This is a genomic window from Halalkalibaculum sp. DA384 (assembly GCF_043951955.1).
In the GTDB taxonomy this organism is placed as follows: domain Bacteria; phylum Bacteroidota; class Rhodothermia; order Balneolales; family Balneolaceae; genus JAMQKA01.
Genome location: NZ_JBINJE010000018.1, coordinates 23,243 through 43,906, shown reverse-complemented (window position 1 = coordinate 43,906; position 20,664 = coordinate 23,243). Strand labels below are relative to the sequence as shown.

The window sequence follows — 20,664 nt, the reverse complement described above, 5'->3', positions numbered from 1 at the left end:
GACAATAAAAGTTAGTCGGCAAACTGTTCAAAACGCTCCAGTGCCTTGAGACTGAATACCTGCGTAACGGCAATATTTTCCCCCGCTTCCAGTCCGGAACCGATGATTGCGTGGTCCTGGGTCATCCGCTGTATTGAGACCACCCGTTTTTCATACTCGAGGGCCGATCGCTGCACGTAAACGGTGGCATCAGAACCGTCAAACTGGATCGCTGACATCGGGATGCTAATGGCATCATTCCCGGGTTGGGCCGAGTACCGGAGGCGAACATTTTGTCCCACAATCGGCCACCCGTTTTCTGTTTTTACGATGGAGTTTAAAACGATCGATTTGTTGGTCTCGTCCAGCGCGGGATTGATACTGGTGACGGTGGCGTCCAGCATGTGCGACTGGGGAATACCGTCCGCGGATCGTTCAGTAATGACCAGTTGGCTGCCCACTTTCAGGAACGGCGCGTCGGCAGGAGATACAAATCCCCGTACCAAAACCTCGGTGTTGTCAATAATATCCAGTAACTCTTCATAGGCATTAACCGATTCTCCAAGCTCTATCAGGTGCTGGTTCAGCACGCCGCCTATGGGAGCGTAGATAGTGAGCCGGGCGACGGGGTCGGGCGTGGCGGGATCCCACTGACGGATCGTCTGCTCCGTTATGCCCACTGCCCGCAGGCGGGCCTGGGCGGCACTCTGTTTTGCCTGGGCTCTAAAAAGATCGGCCTGGGCGCGTTCCAGCGTCCGCCGTGGACTAATATTTTCTTCGGTCAGCACTTTCAGCCGTTCTACCTGCTGTTGCTGGTAGGTTATCTCGGCCCTCGCTTCAAGGTAGTCGGCTGCGAGATTGGCAAATTCCAGGCTTTCCAAGTCCAGCAGGGGATCTCCGCGTTCAACGCGTTCTCCTTCATGCACGTAAATGTTGGAGATGCGACCGTTGATGGGAGCGCTGACAACAGAAATTCGCTGGGGGGCGGCAAACACCTGGCCGGGCGCATCGATGGTAAAGGTGATCTCTTCCTGCTCAACGGAGTAGGTCCGGATATTGAGATTTTCGGCCTGCTGCTCCGAAAGCCGTACTACCTCCGCCTGATGGGAGGACAAGGAGGGAGGGGTGGCCGAAACTTCACTCCCCTGTTCTGTCTCCGTTCCACCACCGCAGCTGGACCAGAGCATGGCGGCCAGCAAAACAGCGGCTAAATGGAGCGGGCGCGGTACTTTTGTTAATAAAACATTCATAATGATATTGGTGGTTATTTACTCATTAAATATGATATCGGTCTGGAGGTACTGCTCTAGTTCAATAATTCTCAGGTAATAGTTGCGGAGCGTTTGATAGTAGGCTTCCTGGGTTCTCAGATAGGTGCGCTGGGCTTCCAGCAGCGTGAGAAGATCCAGTTCTCCCATGCGGTATCCTCGCTGCGTCATGTTAACCAGCTCAATCGATTCGTCCCGGATGTTTTCGCGGAACCGGATGATATTGGTACGGCTCGTTTCATAACCGTGCCATGCTTGTTCAGCCTGTTTTTTGATCAGCAGGTAGTTGTCCTCGAATTTCCAGCCGACCGTGCGGTACTGGGCTTGGGCCTGCTTAACTCTTTTGGACGTATTGGCCCCGAACCAGAGCGGAATGCTTACTCCCACTTCAAAGCCGTAGAAATCGTAGTTTCCACCGAAATCCTGCCGGTAATAGCTCACGCTCAAATCGGGAAAATAGGTGCTTTTAGCGGCCTTGGTCAGATAGGCTGCAGCCCGTTGTTCCCGGTTGATTTGTTTCAGTTGTGGATGGCTTTCCAGCCGTTGTAAAATCTCTTGCTGGGTAACGTTGATCTCTACATATTGAAGGGTATCTGGGAAACTGATATCGTAGGTTTGGGCTTCCGGGTCGAGTCCGATGGTTTGAAAAAGATCGTACCGGGCCTCCATAATCTGGTTGTCGGCCAGTTCAAGGCTGTTTTGTGCCTCCCTGAGCTGCAGGTTTGCCTGCATGGCATCGATCCCGGATGATTCCCCGAGATCGGCGCGCGCCCGTGCCGCCTTGTTCAGGCTCTCAAAAAGCTCGACCCGTTCCTGTGCCAGGTTGTCCTGCCGAATGGCGTACGCCAGGGTGGTATAAGCCGATTTCACCTGTCTCTTGACTTGCAGCTTCAATGCCTCAAGCTGCAACTCCAGTGAATGGGTGGTGGCCTGCTCGCTTTTATACCGGTAGTAACTGGTCAGCGGAAAATCCAGCTGTTGCGAGACCGACCACCGCTGTTCTGAAAATGTTCCTTCGCCAATCCCTTCCCGGAAGTAGGATATTTCAGGATTGCGAATGCCGAGGCCCAGGGTCTCCTGCTGGCGCTGGGCTTCAATCTGGTGCGTAAGCTGGTTTATTTTGGGATTATGCTCGTACGCAATTTGAAGGGCCTTTTCGACTCCCAAATCAGAGAGCGCCACACTGTCCGGAGGACTTATGGGTAAAGAGAAAAGAAGCGCAAAAATGACCGAAACGACCATCGGTTTTCAGCTTTGAGTGTTATCGTTTACCAATTCAAAACTAAAAACCAAATCTGTAGAGAAAATGGATTTAACCGGTATTTCGCAGCGATTAACCTATGGATGAAATTTGGCCATCCTTTAGGCAGGCTAACTATTTATTTGTCAATAGCACATCGGAAATACCCGGTGTATTTTGCCGTCTTTCGTCGAGAGAAGAATCTTCCGGTTGTAATTTGATGCTATATCCCGTTTATACAACCCGGTCCAGGTTTAACAATCGCTCGTGAGTTGACACAAAACAGACGCCGCTGTTTTTAAGGATCAGAACTGAATTCCAATTTCGGCCCCTCCCTCTACCAAGTTGCCGGCGGTACAGGTAAACCCGTGCAGCTGGCAGATACTCTGTGCGATGGAGAGTCCGAGGCCGGGACTGCTCTCCTCATCCAGTTCACTAAAGTGGTTGGATCCCTTTTTAAACCTGTCAAAAAGAGAATCCAGGAGGGGAGGTGGAATTCCCGGTCCCTGGTCTCGAATGGAAAGCCGGGGATGCCCGTCGTTCCGACCTGTAGCAATCGTTATGGTAGCGTGCTCCGGCGAAAATTTTACTGCGTTTTGGATGATGTTGTAGATAGCCGAATGAATCAGCTCCCTGTTGCCCTCAACGGTAATTTGGGTATTGAACTGCTTGTCCAGGGAAATATTTTTCAGGTTGATGAACTCGCACAGCTCCTCGAGCACCTCGTGGGTCACTTCCTGGATATTAACCTGCTCATCCAGGGTGTATTGCTTGTTTTCCACCCGGCTTATCAGCAGAAGGGCGTTGCTCAGACGGCTCAAGCGTATAGCGGTCTGCTGTATTTCGCTGGCAGACTCTACAATATTTTGGTCCAGTTCATTCGACTGGGAAAGAATTTTTTCGGACTTTTGCCGGATGATCGAAAGGGGCGTGAGCAGCTCGTGAGACGCGTTCTGAATAAACTTTTTCTGGTCTTCAAATGATGAACGGATCTGCGCCATCATGGTATTCAGCGCCTGGTTGAGGACGTTGATTTCATAGGTTGTGGTTTGTGGGAAGGAGTCCCCGAAGTCTGTCGGATCAGAAATTTTTTCCAGGGTTTCCACTGTGTTGTAAAACGGGGTGAGGATCTTGTCGAACACCACCTGGTTGACGATATAGAGAACCAGTATCCAGATAAGGAGTCCGGCAAGGAGGGTGAACAGGATAGTCATGCTGATGCGCTCCCAGGCGGCCACTTCTTCATAGATACTCACCGTGTAATGGACTCCGCTTACCGAAACGGTGGTTTTCAGCCGTCGATAGGTCTGGGGTGCTGCTTGTTTACCAGCGAAGCGCAGGGTGTCGACCGAGGTAAATGAATTGCTGTTTGGTTCCACCGATCCATCGTAGGGAACAATGTCGATCCACTCGTATGAGCCCAGTCCTCCGAGATCCTGGATATGAGAAAGGCTGGAGGGATCTTTTTGCAGCTGGTTCATAAGATCCACCTTGTGCCGCAGCAGGTGGTTGTCCAGCTCCTCGTAGATCGTCTCATTAACCAGGTAGTACATGCCGACACTGGTGAGCAGTATTATGATGGTGGTGAGCACAATATTGCTGATCAGAATTTTATTATTCAGCTTCATGTGCCTCCAGTTTGTATCCCACCCCATAGACGGTTTCTATAATATCGGAAGCACCGGCCCCAGACAGTTTTTTCCGGATATTTTTCATGTGAGAGTTGATGAAGTCCAGAGAAAAACGGTCATCAATACTGCTGCCCCAAATATGTTCTGCCAGGGCAATCCGGGTGATTGTTTTATTTTTGTTGAGCACCAGGTAGCGCAAAATTTTGTATTCCGTTTCGGTCATATCCAGCGGCTGCTGCTCATAGCGGACCTGCAGGTGATCGAGGTTTACCGTCAGGGCCCCGGCAGATATCTCATTGTCGTTGATCTTGAACCTTCGCCGCAAGACTGCGTGAATACGGGCCCGGAGTTCAGACATGGAAAACGGTTTGGCCAGGTAGTCGTCGCTGCCCAGTTCCAGGCCTTTTACCTTGTCCTCCACTTCACCCCGGGCCGTCAGGATAACGATAGCGGTATCGCTGTAAAAACGTTTGACCATCTGCAGGAGATCAAGTCCATCTCCGTCGGGCAGGCCGAGATCAAGCAGCACCAGGTCATACTCATCGGCCGCAACCAGATTCCTGGCCTCCTGCAGGGTTTCAGAAACGTCAACATTGAACTGTTCTTCGAGAAGTTGGTCTTCCAGCTCGTCATGCAACAGGGGTTCGTCTTCGACAATAAGAGCTCTCATTGTATCTTGCTTAAGTTTTTTTCATCAGATAAAGACTCCAAACTACAAAGGAGAAAACTATTTATTCCATTTTGCTGTACCTTTTTGTGAGTAGTGGAATCACTCGGAAGTTTGTGGGGGAAAAGCTTAACCTGCTATTTTCACCAGGAAATTGGTTCGTATGCAAGGTACGGTGGAAATCGGGATCGAAAGGTTTCGCTGTACGTCGAGCGAGTGATTTCCACCATCAACGCGGCTGGTGGGCCAGTTTCGCCACCTGCTACACACTGTTATAGTTATTGCAGTCTTAATATCAATGTAACTAATTGCGTATCATGGTCTTGTGTAAATTCAGACTGAAATCGTGTGAGGCACTTGAATGTCTGGCACCGAACCTGATGATGCCTGGACACATACGGTACGCTATCTGTACCGGCTTATAGTTCTACAGCTTAATCTGCGACTGGCTGGCGACGTGGGTAAGGAAATTTTGGAGCAGCATTGATCCCACATCTCCCGATTTTTCCGGGTGGAACTGGACGCCCAGATAGTTGTCGCGCTCCACCACGGCTGCAAAAGTGTTGATGTAGGAGCATTCGGCGAGCGTAAATTCATTCACCGGGGCGTAAAAGCTGTGCACGTAGTAGAAGAAATGGTCGGTTGAAATTCCCTTTAACAGTGGATGAGGCTCGACCGATGAAAACGTGTTCCATCCCATGTGGGGTACTTTTGCTTGGGAGGCATCAAATTTCTGGAGTCTTCCCGGGATTACGCCCAGCCCGCGGGTGTCTCCCTCTTCCGACGATTCATACAGCAGCTGCATCCCCAGGCAGATTCCGAGAACAGGCTTGCCCGTCTCTTTCAGCCAGGAGGTGAGCCCGTTTTCCCGCAGTGATTCCATGGCGGAATATGCGTGACCAACACCGGGAAAAATAACGGCTTCCGCTGCATTCAGCTCGCTGGTGTTACTGGTAATAACGAAGTCGGCTCCCAGCCGGTCGAGTGCGTTACTGACGGAAGCCAGGTTCCCCGCTTTGTAGTTGATAATAGCGATCATTGTTACAGGGTGTTTTTAGTGCTGGGTAGAATATTGTATTGTCGTTCACTCCGGCTTACAGAGGCGCGCAGGCAGCGGGCCAGTCCCTTGAAGCAGGCTTCAATCTTGTGATGATCGTTGGCGCCCGAAACCGAAATATGCAGTGTGGCTTTCAGGTTCATCGCCAGTGAATAGAAAAAATGTTCGGTCATTTCGGTGGGGAAATCTCCAACCATTTCGCGTTTAAAATCAGCCTCAAACACCAAGTAGGGTCTCCCGGACAGATCCAGCGCCACTTCAGCCTTTGTTTCATCCATCGGCAGCACAAAGCTGTACCGCTGAATCCCTATTTTGTGGTCCAGGGCCTCGGCGATAGCCTCTCCAAGGGCGATTGCCACATCTTCAATGGTGTGGTGCTCATCAACCTCCAGGTCTCCGTCACAGTGTATGCGCAGGTCGATAAGCCCGTGCTTTGCGATCTGCTCAAGCATGTGATCAAAAAAGTTGAGACCGGTTTGAATATCGGCATGCCCTGTTCCGTCAAGGTTCAGCGCAATCTGGATGTCGGTTTCGGCGGTTTCCCGGTTGATTTCTGCGGTGCGTTCCGGGAAACACAATATATGTGACAGTTTCAGCCAGTCGTTGACTTCGGCAACCGTTGAATCGGACGTTTCGGCCTGTAGGTGCATGCCATCCCCGGAAGAAACGGAAAGATCAGCCTCCCCGGGAGCGTTAAACTGCGATTCTATCCGTTCATTCTCCAGCAGCTGCTGTTGTGCATCGGTAAGCAGGTCAACGTCAAAGCCGATTTCATGATTCAGCTTCTGCAGGTAATGGAGGCCAAAGAGTGCTCCTGGCCACAGCAGGTTTTCCCGTCCTGCTCCCAGTGCTTCGTTGTGGATCCAAATTTTCATGCGGTTACCTCTTTGAGAGTAGAAAGGAACAGGTCGTTTTCATCGGGCGTTCCCACCGTTACGCGCAGGCAGTTGTCGCATCGCGGTTCATTGCCGCGGTATCGAACAATGACTCCCTGCTCAGCCAGCTTTTGGTAGACTGCACGGGCGTGTTCAATTTTGAAGAGCAAGAAGTTGGCATCCGAAGGATACACCTTCTTTACGAAGGGCTGCATGGAGAGAGCCTTGGCCAGCCGATCTCGTTCTTCTTTTATCTTCTCAATGTTAAAACGGACAGTCTCCAGGTTGTCAAACGCCTTGCGCGCGTAGTAGGAGGTCAGCGAGTTTACGTTGTAGGGCGCTTTGACCTTCAGCATATACCGGATGATATCTTCGGCTGCTATGGCTATCCCCAGGCGTATCCCCGCCAGTCCAAAAGCTTTGGAAAGGGTTTGCAGAACCACCAGGTTGGGGTATTGGGCGACCTCGCCGGCCAGGCTTTCCCGGTCACTGAAATCGACATACGCCTCGTCGATAACGACGATGCCGGTAAATTCACCGGCAATATGTTTCATGGCGTCTACAGACAGGTCGTTGCCCGTCGGATTGTTCGGGGAGCAGAGTAGAATCATTTTAGTATTCTCCCGCACGTTTTCCAGGACGGCCTCCGGGTCCACGTCAAATTCAGGGGTCAGCAATACCTTATCCACCGGGATGTTGTGGATGTTGGCCGACACCTCGTACATGCCGTAGGTAGGCGGCGTGATAAGGATTCGGTCTTGACCGGGTTCGCAAAATATCCGCATCAGCAGGTCAATGGCTTCATCACTGCCTACTCCCACAAACACATTTTCCGTACGGACCCCCCGAAGGTCCGCGAGCTTGCTGCGAAGCTCCCACTGGTAGGGGGAGGGATAGCGGTTCAGCCCTTCAACATGAACGGGTGAACCGTAGCTGTTTTCATTGGCATCCAGCAGGGTTCCCTTGTCGTAGTCGTCGCGCGCGCTCCGGTAGGGTTTCAGCGCTCTGATATTGGGACGAACCAGGTCGTCAATGGAGATTGTTTTCGGCATAATAATCAGTCGTTGTCATTAATTCGTATGGTGACGGCACGTTTGTGGCCCTCAAGTTGCTCGAGTTCAGCCAGCTTGGTAACCGATGGAGCAATGGATTCCAGTCCTGCCCGGTCCAGTTGCTGCATAGTGATAAATTTTTGAAATGAATCCACCGAAACGCCGCTGTACATCCGGGCATAGCCATAAGTCGGCAACGTGTGGTTGGTGCCAGAGGCGTAGTCCCCGACACTTTCCGGCGACCAGGGACCCAGGAAAACAGATCCCGCGTTTTGAATGTGATCGGTCATCGATTCGGGGTTCCTGCACTGTACGATCAGGTGCTCCGGTGCATACCGGTTGGAAAAATAGAACGCATCTTCAAGGTTTTCCACCTGGACGGCAAAACTGTGCTCCAGGGCGCCGGTGGCCGCTTCTGCCCGGGGAAGCCGGGTTAACTGCCGGTTGAGCTCATCTTCCAGGAGGTCGAAGTTAAATGAAGGCGTAGCCACCAGTACCACCTGGCTGTCGGCTCCGTGTTCAGCCTGCGAGAGGAGGTCTGCCGCCACAAAAGTAGGATTTGCGGTTTCATCCGCGATGACCAGTACTTCCGAGGGACCGGCCGGCATATCAATGGAAACACCCGCTTCGCTGTTTTGCAGCCACATTTTTGCAGCCGTCACATATTGGTTGCCTGGCCCTAAAATCTTGTCCACCTTGGGAACCGATTCAGTTCCGTATGCGAGAGCCGCTATCGCCTGTGCCCCGCCGGCCAGTAAAAGCGTGGTAATGCCAAGCTTGCGGGCGATATAGATCATTTCATCATCAACCGTCCCCTGAGCATTGGGCGGGGTGGCGGCAACAATCTGCGTGCACCCGGCCAGCATGGCGGGAATTCCCAGCATCATCAGCGTGGAGGGCAGGATGGCCGTACCGCCCGGGATGTAAAGTCCAACCCGCTCAATGGGGCGGGCTACCCGGGAGCATCGAACACCCGGCATGGTTTCAACTTCGACAGGAGCAGAAAGCTGCGCCTTGTGAAATCGATAGATGTTACGGAAGGCGGTGTCGATCGCTGACTGCACCTCTGCATTGATCTCCACCTCGATCTCATGCGGATTAATCGCAAGGGGGTCCGGGCGCACGCCGTCGAATTTTTCGGTGTGCGAGAGCACCGCCTCGTCTCCATTGGTTTCCACATCCTCAAGAATCGGCCGGACCTGCTCGAAAACGGACAGGAAATCCATCTTGGGACGCCGGCAGAGCGCCTTGATCTGGTCCTCGTCTAAATTGGAAAATTGATACGTCTTCATAACTCACTCTCTGAACATCGCTTCAGGATAAAAGCATTCCTTTTTGCAACAATTTGGAGGTTTGTCAAACAATCATGCTTTCTATAGGCAATATGACAATGCCTGAAGCCCCGGCTGCCTTCAGCTTCTCCATCACTTCCCAAAACTGTTCTACCTGGATAACGGTGTGGATGGCCACCATATCCTCGTCAGCAAGCGGCATTACGGTCGGACTTTTGAGCGAGGGGATGATATCCTTGATCTCCGGGACCGCTTTTTTGGGGGCATTCATCATGATATACCGGCTGCGCTCGGCCTGCTGGTAGCCGTCGATGCGGAGCATAAATTTTTCGATCAGCTTCTTTTTCCCCTCGGAAAGCTCCTTGTTCGTGCGGATCAGCTGGGTTTCGGACTCAAAAATGGTTTCAATCTCCTCCAGACCGTTGGCTTTAAGCGTGTTGCCGGTGGAAACCAGGTCGCAGATGGCGTCGGCCACCTCCAGGCGGGGCGCAATTTCGACGGCCCCCGAGATGGTCACAATATTCGATTCAACGCCCTTTCTCTGCAGGTAGTGCCGCGTCAGGTTCGGGTAGCTTGTGGCGATCGTTTTCCCGTCAAAATCCTGGACGGACTGGATATTCCCGTTTTTACGGGCTGCCAGGGAGAGCCGACAGACCCCGTAGTCGAGTCCACGGAGGATTGTAACATCGGCGCCGGTTTCGGCCGTAACATTGGCTCCTACAAAACCGAGATCGCAGACCCCGTCTTGCACGTATTCCGGGATGTCGTCGTCACGAATGAGCAGCAGCTCCACATCAAAATTACGACATTTCACCATCAGACTGCGCTTGTAATTGTCGAAGCGCAGTCCGATGCCTTCCAGCAGGTTAATGGTTTTATCGGTCAGGCGACCATCTTTTTGCAACGCAATGCGTAAAGAGGTCTTGGTATCGGCAGATCGATTCATAGCTTGCAGAATAATTGGTTGTATTGTGAAAATGGTTATGGAAGATGGTAAAGAAGTCGGCTGGTAGCAATACCTGTATAGATATAAAAAGTCTGTTTAGTGGTGATGGACACCACCGTGACGGGCGTGGGAGAGAATATGGGAATATCGAATTTCCATCAGTCCTGAATATACAATTTCAAACCCAAGTATGCACGCAAGAAAATGAACTGGCGGCCGAGGCTGTATCACGGTCTATGTAAACTACTGGAAGCAGCCAATAAAAAAGCCCCGTACACGATAAATTAATATGTACGGGGCTGTCTGGGTCAACAACCGTCTACAATGTTGGAGTGTGGGTATTGCGACGGTAGAACGTAAAAATAGCAGCTTGTACATACCTATACTGGCAGCAGGAAGAAATGTTCCGGAAAAATTTTTGTTTCCAGCAAAGAAGTTCGTTACCTGTGGCCAGACCGGTATGGGAAGAGAAAACATTTTCACTTCTGTATTGATCAATTTAATTCAAACGGTTATTCTTATCGCTTTGGCAAACGACAGAAATTAAATCAACAGAATACAGATTATATGATAACCACGGCCCAGTTTACCTATATTCCCCTTGAGTCTCAAAACCCGCGCGAGAGCATAGAATTTTTACTCGAGATGGTGGCCCAGCACGAAGTAGAGGTGGATGTCAATTACCTTTCCACCAGCGTGCGAGGAGAAACAGATATTATTTTTGAGTTGATCCGTGAAATTTATGACACGATGACCATCGAGGGGGAAGAGTTTCGTTTTCATATCGAGCTTCTTAACCCGGTCCCGGTTGACGACACTGAGCAGCTCAACATCCCCGAGTAGAGGTGAGTCCGACCGTTATGCGTAATATGTATTCCCGTCAGGCCAGGGATGTGGGGCACGTATTGCGCTTTTCCCACCTCCCACCTCCTCCGTTATTTGGATAGAAGCAGAGGCAAGGTGGTGGAAGTTGTTCCAATTTTATTTTTACGGGGTAATATGCAATCCCTCCACTAAATTTGTATCTTAACCGTTCTTTTTGTTAAGCCTCTATTCCACCGCAAGCAGATACAGTTATGCCTGAAATTCGCAACTTTTGCATTATCGCTCATATTGACCACGGGAAGTCGACCCTGGCCGATCGCCTGTTGGAGCGCACCGGCGCCATCACCGAGCGGGAGATGAAGGAGCAGATTCTCGACGATATGGACCTGGAGCGGGAGCGTGGTATTACGATTAAAAGCCACGCTATCAAGATGGAGTATGAGCGTCCAAACGGGGAGAAGGTGATTTTTAACCTGATTGACACCCCGGGGCATGTCGATTTTTCTTATGAAGTGTCGCGCGCGCTGAAGGCATGTGAAGGCGCTCTGCTGGTGGTGGATGCCGCCCAGGGAGTTGAGGCACAGACGATATCCACCCTGTACCAGGCGATTGACCAGGACCTGGACATTGTACCGGTCCTGAACAAGATTGACCTGCCCGGCGCCGACATCGAAGGGGTGGGCCAGCAGATTGTAGACCTGATCGGGTGCGACCATGACGAGATTTTGAAAGTATCCGGCAAAACGGGAGATGGAATTGACCAGCTTCTCGAAGCGATTGTGGAGCGCATTCCCGGCCCCAAACGAGATACGGAAAAGCCGCTGCGCGCACTGATTTTTGATTCGGTCTTCAATACCTATCGCGGTTCCATTGTGTATGTACGGGTGATGGAGGGAGCCCTGAACAAGGGCGACGGCATCCGGTTTATGGCGACTGGCAAAGAGTACGACGCCGAGGAGATCGGCTACCTTATGATGAAACAGGTGAAAACGGATCGACTGGAAGCCGGAGAAGTGGGATATATCGTGGGCAGTGTGAAATCGCTGCAGGATGCCCGTGTTGGCGACACCGTCACGAAGCCCGACAATCCCGCCAAAGAGCCGATCCCCGGGTACCAGGAGCCCAAGCCGATGGTGTTCAGCGGGCTCTTTCCCACGCAGTCGGATGATTTTGAGGATCTGCGGTCGGCACTGGAAAAACTGCAGCTTAACGATGCCTCGCTAACCTACGAGCCGGAGACCTCCGAGGCCCTCGGATTTGGATTCCGCGCGGGTTTCCTGGGAATGCTCCACATGGAGATTGTACAGGAGCGGCTCGACCGCGAGTTTGATATAGATATTATCACCACCGTTCCCAACGTGGAATACAAGGTGGAGGTCGAAAAAAAGGGGCAAAGGGAAACGATTGTTGTGGACAATCCCAGCGATATGCCGGATCCGGGAGAGCGGGAAGCGGTATACGAGCCGTTTATCAAAGCTACTATTTTGACTCCATCTGAATTTATCGGCCCGGTGATGAAGCTCTGCCAGGACAAGCGGGGGGTGTACGTAAACCAGCTGCACATGCAGGGCGGCCGCGTGGAGATAACCTACGAACTGCCGATGGCGGAAGTGGTGTTCGATTTCTACGATCGCCTGAAAAGCGGCACCCGCGGATACGCTTCGCTCGACTATGAATTTCTTGAATACCGGGAAAGCGACCTGGTTCGTTTGGATATACTGCTGAATGAGGAACCGGTGGATGCCCTCTCCAGTATCATACATCGCGACAAGGCGTATGAACAGGGTCGAAAGCTCTGCAAGAAGCTGAAGGAACTGATCCCCAAGCAGCAGTTTGAAGTCCCGATCCAGGCCGCCACCGGCTCGCGAATTATTGCGCGCGAAACGATCCGGGCTATCCGCAAGGATGTCACCGCAAAGTGTTATGGCGGAGACGTTTCCCGAAAGCGCAAACTTATCGAGAAACAGAAGGAGGGGAAAAAGCGTATGAAACAGGTGGGTACCGTTGAAGTCCCCCAGGAGGCATTCCTCGCTGTCCTTTCAATGGACGAGAAAGGTTAGAAGATTGCTTACGCTTTTTAACCAAAGTTTTACCAGATTTTATTTAGTTTGACCCGAAAAATTAAATGAAGCCAGGAATTTGCTTATGAGATTACTACGACAGATGGCGGCGGTTGCCGTGCTTTTTTTTATACTTACCAGTTCAGCACTGGCGCAGTTCAATGAACCGGAAATTCAAAAAGTGCCCCACGATGAAAGACAGCAGTTTTTGAACCGGTTTGAGGAGATAAAATGGACCGGACAGGGCTTGTATCAGGAGACCACCATCGACAAGCAAAAGACCCCTGAAGTCCGGGCACGCCTGCAGGCGGAATATGGCGATCCCACGCAAACACTGGAAGATTTGATTAACAGCGACAACTTTCGCCCTGCGGAGGCGATTCAGTTTGAATACTGGTTTACCGTGGATGACAGCATCCCGATGATGGTACTGGATATCGACGGGCCTTTTGGCAATGGCCTCGTGTATGGCGGTGCCAGCCGCTATATCGATCTGATGCCCCAGATCAAACGAACCCTTTCACAGAAATTGATGTCGGTGGACAGCCTCTCCCCGTTTCAGGACTATTTCTATTCTCCCGAAAGAGAGCAGTGGTTCGACGTGCGTTACCAGAATGGCGAATTTGTCACAAAAGAGATCGATTCTCCCGAGGGAATGACCATCAATTTCAGGTATCAATAATAGTTTAAAAAGGAAACGGCATTGGCAGACGAAGTGGCAGAACAGAACAGCGAGAAGAGCTCCCGGCGTAAACGGCGACAGGATGAACAGCGTGAACAGGCCAAGCACTGGGCCCGGGAATGGCTGGATGCCCTGCTTTTTGCAGCCGTGGCAGCGCTTATTATCCGTACATTCCTGTTCGAAGCGTATCGCATTCCCACCCCTTCAATGGAGGAAACACTGCTCACCGGCGACTTCCTGGTTGTCTCCAAAATCAGTTATGGTCCCCGTACCCCCATGGTACTTGGCGTACCGTTCACCAACATCTATCTTCCCGGCGTAAACCTGCCGTGGACGCGTATTCCCGGCTATACGGAGGTACAGCGCAATGACATCGTGGTCTTTAACTACCCGATCGATATCGCCCCGATTTCCGCTAAAACAAACTATATAAAGCGGTGTGTCGGCATTCCGGGCGACACGCTCTCTATCCGCGATAAAATGCTGTATGTGAACGGGGAACTGTCTGAACAGGCCCCGGGAATACAGAAAAACTATGTGGTGCAGGTGCGCCAGCGGGTGCGGCTGAGTCCCACCAAGGTTCAGAATGCCGGCGGTACTCTTCTCGGCTCGCAGGGAGAAAACAGCTACCGGGTCAATATGACCAGCAGCGTGGCAGAGACGATTCGCCAGTGGCCGGAAGTCCAGGACGTGCAGCTGCATGTGCTTCCCGATGATTTCGATGAATTTTCGCGTAGAAATTTTAGCTTCTCCTCCGGATTTATGAATCACGATCACCTCCCCCCCGTTGTTGTACCGTTCGAAGGACAGCAGGTAACACTGACACGCGAGAACTGGCATATTTATGAGAATATCGTCACGCGTTATGAACGGAATGACGCCGAATGGAGGGGAGATCAGCTCTATATTAATGGAGAACGAGATTCAACCTATACCATCCAGCAGGGCTACTACTTTATGATGGGAGACAACCGGGACGACAGCGAAGACAGCCGATACTGGGGATTTGTGCCGCAAGATCACGTCGTAGGCAAGGCGGGCATGATCTACTTCTCCTGGGATTCGGAGCGCTGGCTTCCCCGATTTGGCCGAATCTTCAACTTTATACACGACTAAATTCAGGGATCTTCAAATAGATATCCCGGGCCTGTTCCAAATTGTTAATTTTAGAATGGATACAATTCCTTTCCTTACGCTTGCGCTGCATTTGCCCGGGACGATTCACACATTTCCAGACCGGAAGGGATAAGGATCCATTATCTCGAATTTTTCAGGAAATTTTTAAAGGTTCTTTTTTTTCACTGAAAAATGAACACCTATCCCCAGATTACTACCCGTAACGAAACCCGGGTTCCCAATTTTTACCTGAAGGTATGCAGAGTTGATCTGCTATAACACACGGGGTACGTTTCTGCGGCCATTTCTTTTTCTCCTTGCTGGGGATTAACCTCTTGAAAGAAATCAGGACTAAAGCGGATAAATTTTATGAGAAAAAGAAAATATTTATATGTAATTCATTGTTTTTATTAAAATTAATTATAATTTGTATTCTAAATAATAAGATACGATTGAGGCTTCGCCGGCTAAAATTGGTGTAACAAGTACAAGTGGGGATAATGCACTGCCCGGTGTCAGCCGGCGGAGGATCGCATGTTTATATGTTGAACGCCGATGCAGGAAGGGTGGTAAGAAACAGAATCCTCGCTGAGTATTTTTTGAAACTTATCTAACAGGGGTAGCGATGAAAGATGAGCAGCCTTCAGAGATTTTGTTGCAGGTCAGTACCGAAGACGGGGACCCGGATGAAATCGACCAGTTAACACGCCAGTTGTTGCGGGAACTCAGAGAGGAGGAGGTAGAGTCGGCCGAGCTGGCGAAGCAAGGGGAACTGCCCGCAGGGGCAAAATCAGTGGAGGCGGTAACGCTGGGAGCTATAATCATGGCTGTGTTGCCGAAAGCCGTTCCCAAGGTTATTGAACTGCTGCAGGCCTGGATTGAGCGTGGCAGCGGACGTATTGTCAAATTTAAAGGGGAGATCGGCGGGGAGCAGGTTGAGTTTGAGGGTAATTCCAGGGATTTCAAAATTTTTTTGGAATCATTGAATCAACCCGGTGATGGATAAAGCAGCACATCTTTCAGAAAAAGGTTACCTCGCAGATTCGCCTTCTTTTGATAAATCAGAGATGAGGTTCCTCCATGGCACGCAAGTATGCTCTTTTCGTTGGTAACAGTGAGTATGAGGCCGAAAAGTTGGCGGACCTGGCCTCTCCCATTGCAGATGTGCAGGATTTGGCCAGCCTGTTTCGGGACTCTTCTATCGGCGGATTTGATGATGTGAAGGAGTTGATTAATAGTGGGGAATCAAAAGTCCGGCAGGAGATAAGCGGCTTCTTTCAGAATAAAAAGCCCGATGACCTTTTGCTGCTTTATTTTTCCGGCCACGGGATACTGGATGACCGCGGGCACCTTTACCTGGCGGTAAGGGACACACGTCCTGATTTACTGAGAGCAACGGCTATTTCAGCTGACTTTATTGCCGATGACATGGATTTGTGCCGTTCCAAACGGCAGATACTGATTCTGGACTGCTGCCACAGCGGCGCGTTCAGGCGGGGCATTAAGGGAGATGACCAGGTGTTGACCGCGGCGACGTTTGAGGGCAACGGCAGCGGGCGTATAGTCCTGACCGCGTCAGACCGGCGGGAGTTTGCGATGGAGGGCAACCAGGTGCTGGAGCAAGCGCAGACCTCCCTGTTTACCCATTTTTTACTTGAAGGTATCCAATCCGGGAAAGCTGACAAGGATGGCGACAGCCTGATTACTCTTGACGAGTGGTACGATTATGCCTATGACAAGGTGGTGAGCAACCTGCCGACCCAGACACCGCGGCGCTGGGTATACAATCAACAGGGACGACTCATCATCGCACGCAATCCCAGGCCCCTGACCCCTGCTGAACTTGATCCGAAACTTCGTGCTGCAATAGAAGATGATGACCCGGTGGTCCGTCTCGAGGCGATACCGGAGCTGGCATATCTTTTGGATGGCGGAGATAAACGGATGGCACTTGCCGCCCGCGAGGCGCTTGAAGACATGCAAAAAGATGAGAAGCGCAAGGTCAGGGAAGCCGCTGCCGGCATACTTTCAAACTATGACCCGGATCGCGCAACACCAGGTAAACCACCCGCTGTTCAACTCGGGGAAGAGCGGGCTGCTGAAAAAGCCCGGGAAACCGATAAAAAAGTTTCAAAAAAAAGACCTGAAACACTTCTGAAGAATATTTGGACCTACGTAAGGTCTGTTTTTTGGCAACAAGGGATGCGTTGGCCAAGGGCCTGGGTAATTGGAGCGGGAATAGCGTTGGTCGCGGCAGTGGTAAGCTGGCAGTTTTATGGCATACCCGGCAGCAGTATTGCTGATGAAGATAAGTCCTCAACCGAACAGGCTGAAGTAGGAACCGCCGGGGGCAATATCGGCACTACCCTGGATGAGCCTGAGCAGGCAGAATCTCTCCCTCCATTGGATGCTGAAACACAATCTCCGGTAGATCCAAAAGCGGTAAACACGCAGGAATCCACCACCTCTGGGATGGTTGATTCGCCGGGAGATCAGCGGCAAATTGACGAGGAGCAGTCTGCGAACCTGGTGAGCAACAGGCAGCCCGTTGGCAACCGGGGAGACAGAGAAGAGTCGGAGATCTCTACTGCAGGAACCAACTCATCAACAAATGTTGAAGATCAACCGGGGCCGGGGGATGAATCACTTGCCGCATCAGAGGTGCCGACGGAAGAGGAGGAGCCCGCCGCCGAGATTCCGACAATCGAACTTGTGCGCGGGCAGATAGATCAGCTTCAGAATGCGGTCAGCCAGGCGATTATGGACCGGCAGTGGAACGACGTTGCCCCTCCGCTTGCGGATTACTATGGGAAAATGCTGGAGGGGTTGTACTCCAGGTTCAATGTTGTCAGTGTTGAAAGCAGGGCTGGAGAATTGCAGGAATCTGGCGGTACCACTGCCACACTGGCTGTTACGATGGATATCCACTACCGTCAAAAGGGAAGGGAGGAGGTGAAAATACTCCCCGTTCCGGCTAACTGGATATGGAAAAAAAACGAGGAGCGATATGTGCTGAGTGAGGTGGAACCGCACTGAACCACAACCTCCCGATTATGTAAACAGGAAACGTAATAAGGAGATGCCATGCGAGATCTTTATTTTGTACGTGGAAAATCAATTTTGCTGGTCTTAGTCATAAGTATCACGGGATATCAATCGGCGCGGTCCCAGTCATTATTGGAGAAATCGCTGGCGGATCTCTACGCAACTTGTCTCTTTGAGCCGGTGGAGGGCAATCCATTTAGCCAGGCGGCGGAGCTGGCGCGCCAGTCTTTTGCCCCGGGCATCAGTGGGTTTATAGAAAGCAACCTGGCGGCCATTCCGCTGACACCTCCGGCCCTGGAGGCGGAATTCACCGAAAACGGGGTTGTCAATGTCGTAACCGGTTTTACGCCGATATACACCGAGAGCGGGGCTACTGTGGGTCGGGGACTCTTTTTAGTTGGGGGAAACGCCTCATATTTTGATCTTTCCAAAATCAGAGGAGAAGATTTGAGTGCCCTGAGTTTTACCTTTGTGCAGAATGGAGGGGGAGACCGGGTGGTTGCAAGCATGCCGTGGGATATCAATGCCACGGTGTTTACCCTTCACGGGACCTATGGGGTCACCGATCGTTTCGATGTGGGGTTTGCCCTGCCGGTTGTGAATGTTGCAATCGAAAATGTAAATACAACATTCAGTATAGAAGGGGATAATACCGGCTGCCGGTACCGGCCGGGATCGGAAGGGGGCCTGAATTGTGAAGGAGTGGGGAATAGGGAGGTGAGTCCGGCGCTGTTTAACTTTGTGGACGATGCATCCGAACGGGAGACTTTTATGGAGACGCTTGCCCTGCGGGCGAAGTATCGCTTTCCGGTTACCGTACAAACGGTACGTCTTGCGGCAGTTCTGGATATACGATTGCCGCTGCGAACCCGCGATAACATGCTGGGAAGTGGGAATTTTGGGACCCGCTTCACTTTTATCAGTGAATTTAACCCGTCAAATACATTCCAGCCCTATGTAAATGTGGGAGCACAATTTTGGAACGGTCCCAACAGCAACAGCTTTAATGTAGCTACCGGGTTCAACCAGCAGCTTGCTGAAAACCTGTTTTTTTCATTTGATCTGCTTGGTAATATCGACCTGGAACCCGATCCCTTTTTGGCCCCCATTGGTGGAGCATTGTCGCCGGAAGGTACGATGGGAGGGAGCACGCTGACCGATACTTCGATCCCGGCCATCAGCCGCGATCATACGCTTAACGCCGGGTTGGGATTCCAGTTCGCCCTCTCGCCGAGCCTGTACGCGTACGGCAGTGCACTGTTTGCGTTGCTGGATCACGGCTTGCAATCCAACATAGCGCCCACGGCGGGAATAGCAGCACATTTCTGATGAGATCATATTTTTCGGAAAACCGTCCCGTCCGCATAGAATCCATATTTTGGGTCGGTCCGATCTGAATGTGATGGATACTACCGTCACATTCACCGAAACGTTTACCTATGGGCTATTCCGGGTCTGCAGCGATGTTGTTTTTGACTGGCCCCTACTTGGAAACCGCCTGCAGCTCACCCGGCGGCCCTGCAGTCCGAGTGCGATGCGATTGTTACACGAGACGAACAGGATTTTAAAAATGCTGATCTGCCTGTTCTTTCGCCGTATCAATTTTTACAACGATTGTCTGAAAAATAGAACTCCTGTTCTGCCAGCGTGGACCAGCAGCGGAAGGCTGGGACTTTCAGCTCATTCCAACTACTGCCAAACAGGTAGTCCAATTATGGAAAAGGCAGCTTAAGCCCGATTTTTTTTCAATCTCTCGTTGTTTGCGAAACAAGCTTCTTGCCCTCAAATGGGTATATCTGTTCGTCACACTACTGGATGAATGTCCGGCCATATGCTTGGGCTTCTGAGGTGTTATCCCCTTCCTCCATCTGTCTTAATGCTTCCTGGGCCTGCTCTTTGTACCGGGTTCCCAGGCTTTTGGTGGACTCGATCTGCTTGCCATTGACTACTTTTGTGAAACGGATGTAGTAAAATTTTCCTCTCTTTTTGAGTGATGCCATAAAACGGTCCTCTGATATTGCACCCAAATTGTACCATATCTCTAAGAACAGAGTAGAATGAACCGTTCTATTCATTACTATCGATGTGCGTGAAATAGAAACAAAAACGGCCTAAATGACAAGCTAACCAATAAGTGGGCCCGGCAAGATTTGAACCGCGAAACACTGTTTCGCAACACGTAGGCTGGATTGGTCGGACCAGCAGCTGCCCATGAAGGGAATAAAAAAGGAGGGAAGAGCAAAATAGTGTTGTAGAGATAAATAGTGTGGGCCCGGCAGGATTTGAACCTGCGACCAATCGATTATGAGTGTAGTTCAGAATTGTCTATATGGATCATATAGGCCGATTTTCAATTACTATGTACCCACTAATGTACCAACTTTGAGTATCACTAGTGAAGAAAGTTAACAATAAATAATGGCAAGTTTACCAAGAGTAGGTATTTGAATATAGATGGTTTTTCCTTAGATGAAGGAAGTGTATTCACTACATGGTATAGTAACAGTATTGAACACGCCATATACTGAAACTAACCGTATTGATATACAAAGTCTTACGAAAAAGGAAGAATAGAATTAAGAACCGGAATAAATGGGTTTGGTTCCAACATAGCCTCAGAAGTAAATAAACTTTAATTAGAAGAACGGTACGAGATGGTAAACATCGTATTGGATGAGGTAAGTAACCGATTCCAATTATAGTTGGAGCAGTAGCTGAAAATATAGATACAGCACAGTATATTATAGAATTATATATCGAGATGGGTTGTAATAATATTCTATTTTAATTTCTGTATAAGAAAGAAGGTAAAATATATAATAATTTTATGTGATTAGCTGAAATGGGGCCCAAGGTGATCATGTTGCAAGACTGGGACCCTAGTGGATATACCTACCTGAGGCACTAATCTACAAACTTATAAAGACGT

The 20,664-nt window shown here is 50.7% G+C and carries 17 protein-coding genes; 7 read left to right on the top strand and 10 right to left on the bottom strand.

The features are described from left to right. Positions 1-11: 11 nt before the first annotated feature. The 9 genes from ACG2E4_RS11400 to hisG form a co-directional block, all read right to left on the bottom strand. Complete coding sequence (locus ACG2E4_RS11400) at positions 12-1,229, bottom strand: efflux RND transporter periplasmic adaptor subunit (RefSeq protein ID WP_395276634.1); 1,218 nt, start codon at positions 1,227-1,229, stop codon at positions 12-14. 18 nt (positions 1,230-1,247) lie between these two features. Beyond that, a complete protein-coding gene (locus tag ACG2E4_RS11395) occupies positions 1,248-2,489 on the bottom strand; it encodes a TolC family protein (protein ID WP_395276633.1) in 1,242 nt (413 codons plus the stop codon). Positions 2,490-2,792: 303 nt separating this feature from the next. Next, on the bottom strand, positions 2,793-4,115 hold the full coding sequence (locus ACG2E4_RS11390; protein ID WP_395276632.1) for an ATP-binding protein: 1,323 nt from the start codon (positions 4,113-4,115) through the stop codon (positions 2,793-2,795). After that, complete coding sequence (locus tag ACG2E4_RS11385) at positions 4,102-4,788, bottom strand: response regulator transcription factor (protein WP_395276631.1); 687 nt, start codon at positions 4,786-4,788, stop codon at positions 4,102-4,104. Before ACG2E4_RS11385 ends, ACG2E4_RS11390 begins: the two co-directional genes overlap by 14 nt. Positions 4,789-5,212: 424 nt before the next feature. Beyond that, positions 5,213-5,824, bottom strand: coding sequence for an imidazole glycerol phosphate synthase subunit HisH (gene hisH / locus ACG2E4_RS11380; RefSeq protein WP_395276630.1), 612 nt, complete (start codon positions 5,822-5,824; stop codon positions 5,213-5,215). A 2-nt stretch (positions 5,825-5,826) separates the two neighbouring features. Further along, entirely contained in the window at positions 5,827-6,717 is an 891-nt protein-coding gene (gene hisB / locus ACG2E4_RS11375; protein WP_395276629.1) for an imidazoleglycerol-phosphate dehydratase HisB, read from the bottom strand. Beyond that, a complete protein-coding gene (gene hisC, locus ACG2E4_RS11370) occupies positions 6,714-7,769 on the bottom strand; it encodes a histidinol-phosphate transaminase (protein ID WP_395276628.1) in 1,056 nt (351 codons plus the stop codon). Before hisC ends, hisB begins: the two co-directional genes overlap by 4 nt. Before the next feature lie 5 nt (positions 7,770-7,774). Next, positions 7,775-9,061 (bottom strand): histidinol dehydrogenase, encoded by a 1,287-nt coding sequence (gene hisD, locus ACG2E4_RS11365; RefSeq protein WP_395276627.1) that lies wholly within the window; start codon positions 9,059-9,061, stop codon positions 7,775-7,777. A gap of 64 nt (positions 9,062-9,125) precedes the next feature. After that, positions 9,126-10,007 carry an ATP phosphoribosyltransferase gene (hisG, locus tag ACG2E4_RS11360; protein ID WP_395260322.1) on the bottom strand — a complete coding sequence of 294 codons (882 nt, stop codon included), beginning with the start codon at positions 10,005-10,007 and terminating at the stop codon, positions 9,126-9,128. Between the two features lie 567 nt (positions 10,008-10,574). Between hisG and ACG2E4_RS11355 the strand changes: the two genes are divergently transcribed. From ACG2E4_RS11355 to ACG2E4_RS11325, 7 genes are all read left to right on the top strand, one after another. Then, positions 10,575-10,850, top strand: a complete 276-nt coding sequence (locus tag ACG2E4_RS11355; protein WP_395276626.1) for a YkoF family thiamine/hydroxymethylpyrimidine-binding protein — start codon at positions 10,575-10,577, stop codon at positions 10,848-10,850. A gap of 233 nt (positions 10,851-11,083) precedes the next feature. Next, positions 11,084-12,892, top strand: a complete 1,809-nt coding sequence (gene lepA / locus ACG2E4_RS11350) for a translation elongation factor 4 (RefSeq protein ID WP_395260327.1) — start codon at positions 11,084-11,086, stop codon at positions 12,890-12,892. 85 nt (positions 12,893-12,977) lie between these two features. Then, positions 12,978-13,574: a hypothetical protein gene (locus tag ACG2E4_RS11345; protein ID WP_395276625.1), complete on the top strand. Its 597-nt coding sequence runs from the start codon at positions 12,978-12,980 to the stop codon at positions 13,572-13,574. 21 nt (positions 13,575-13,595) lie between these two features. Next, the gene (gene lepB, locus ACG2E4_RS11340) at positions 13,596-14,690 is read left to right on the top strand and encodes a signal peptidase I (protein ID WP_395276624.1); all 1,095 of its coding nucleotides are present in this window, start codon (positions 13,596-13,598) and stop codon (positions 14,688-14,690) included. 625 nt (positions 14,691-15,315) lie between these two features. After that, positions 15,316-15,696, top strand: coding sequence for a hypothetical protein (locus ACG2E4_RS11335; RefSeq protein ID WP_395260334.1), 381 nt, complete (start codon positions 15,316-15,318; stop codon positions 15,694-15,696). 74 nt (positions 15,697-15,770) lie between these two features. Further along, positions 15,771-17,726 carry a caspase family protein gene (locus ACG2E4_RS11330; protein WP_395276623.1) on the top strand — a complete coding sequence of 652 codons (1,956 nt, stop codon included), beginning with the start codon at positions 15,771-15,773 and terminating at the stop codon, positions 17,724-17,726. 48 nt (positions 17,727-17,774) lie between these two features. Then, entirely contained in the window at positions 17,775-19,064 is a 1,290-nt protein-coding gene (locus tag ACG2E4_RS11325) for a hypothetical protein (RefSeq protein ID WP_395260338.1), read from the top strand. A gap of 479 nt (positions 19,065-19,543) precedes the next feature. Here the strand turns inward: ACG2E4_RS11325 and ACG2E4_RS11320 are convergent, their stop codons facing one another. Beyond that, positions 19,544-19,735 carry a hypothetical protein gene (locus tag ACG2E4_RS11320; RefSeq protein ID WP_395260342.1) on the bottom strand — a complete coding sequence of 64 codons (192 nt, stop codon included), beginning with the start codon at positions 19,733-19,735 and terminating at the stop codon, positions 19,544-19,546. Positions 19,736-20,664: the final 929 nt, after the last annotated feature.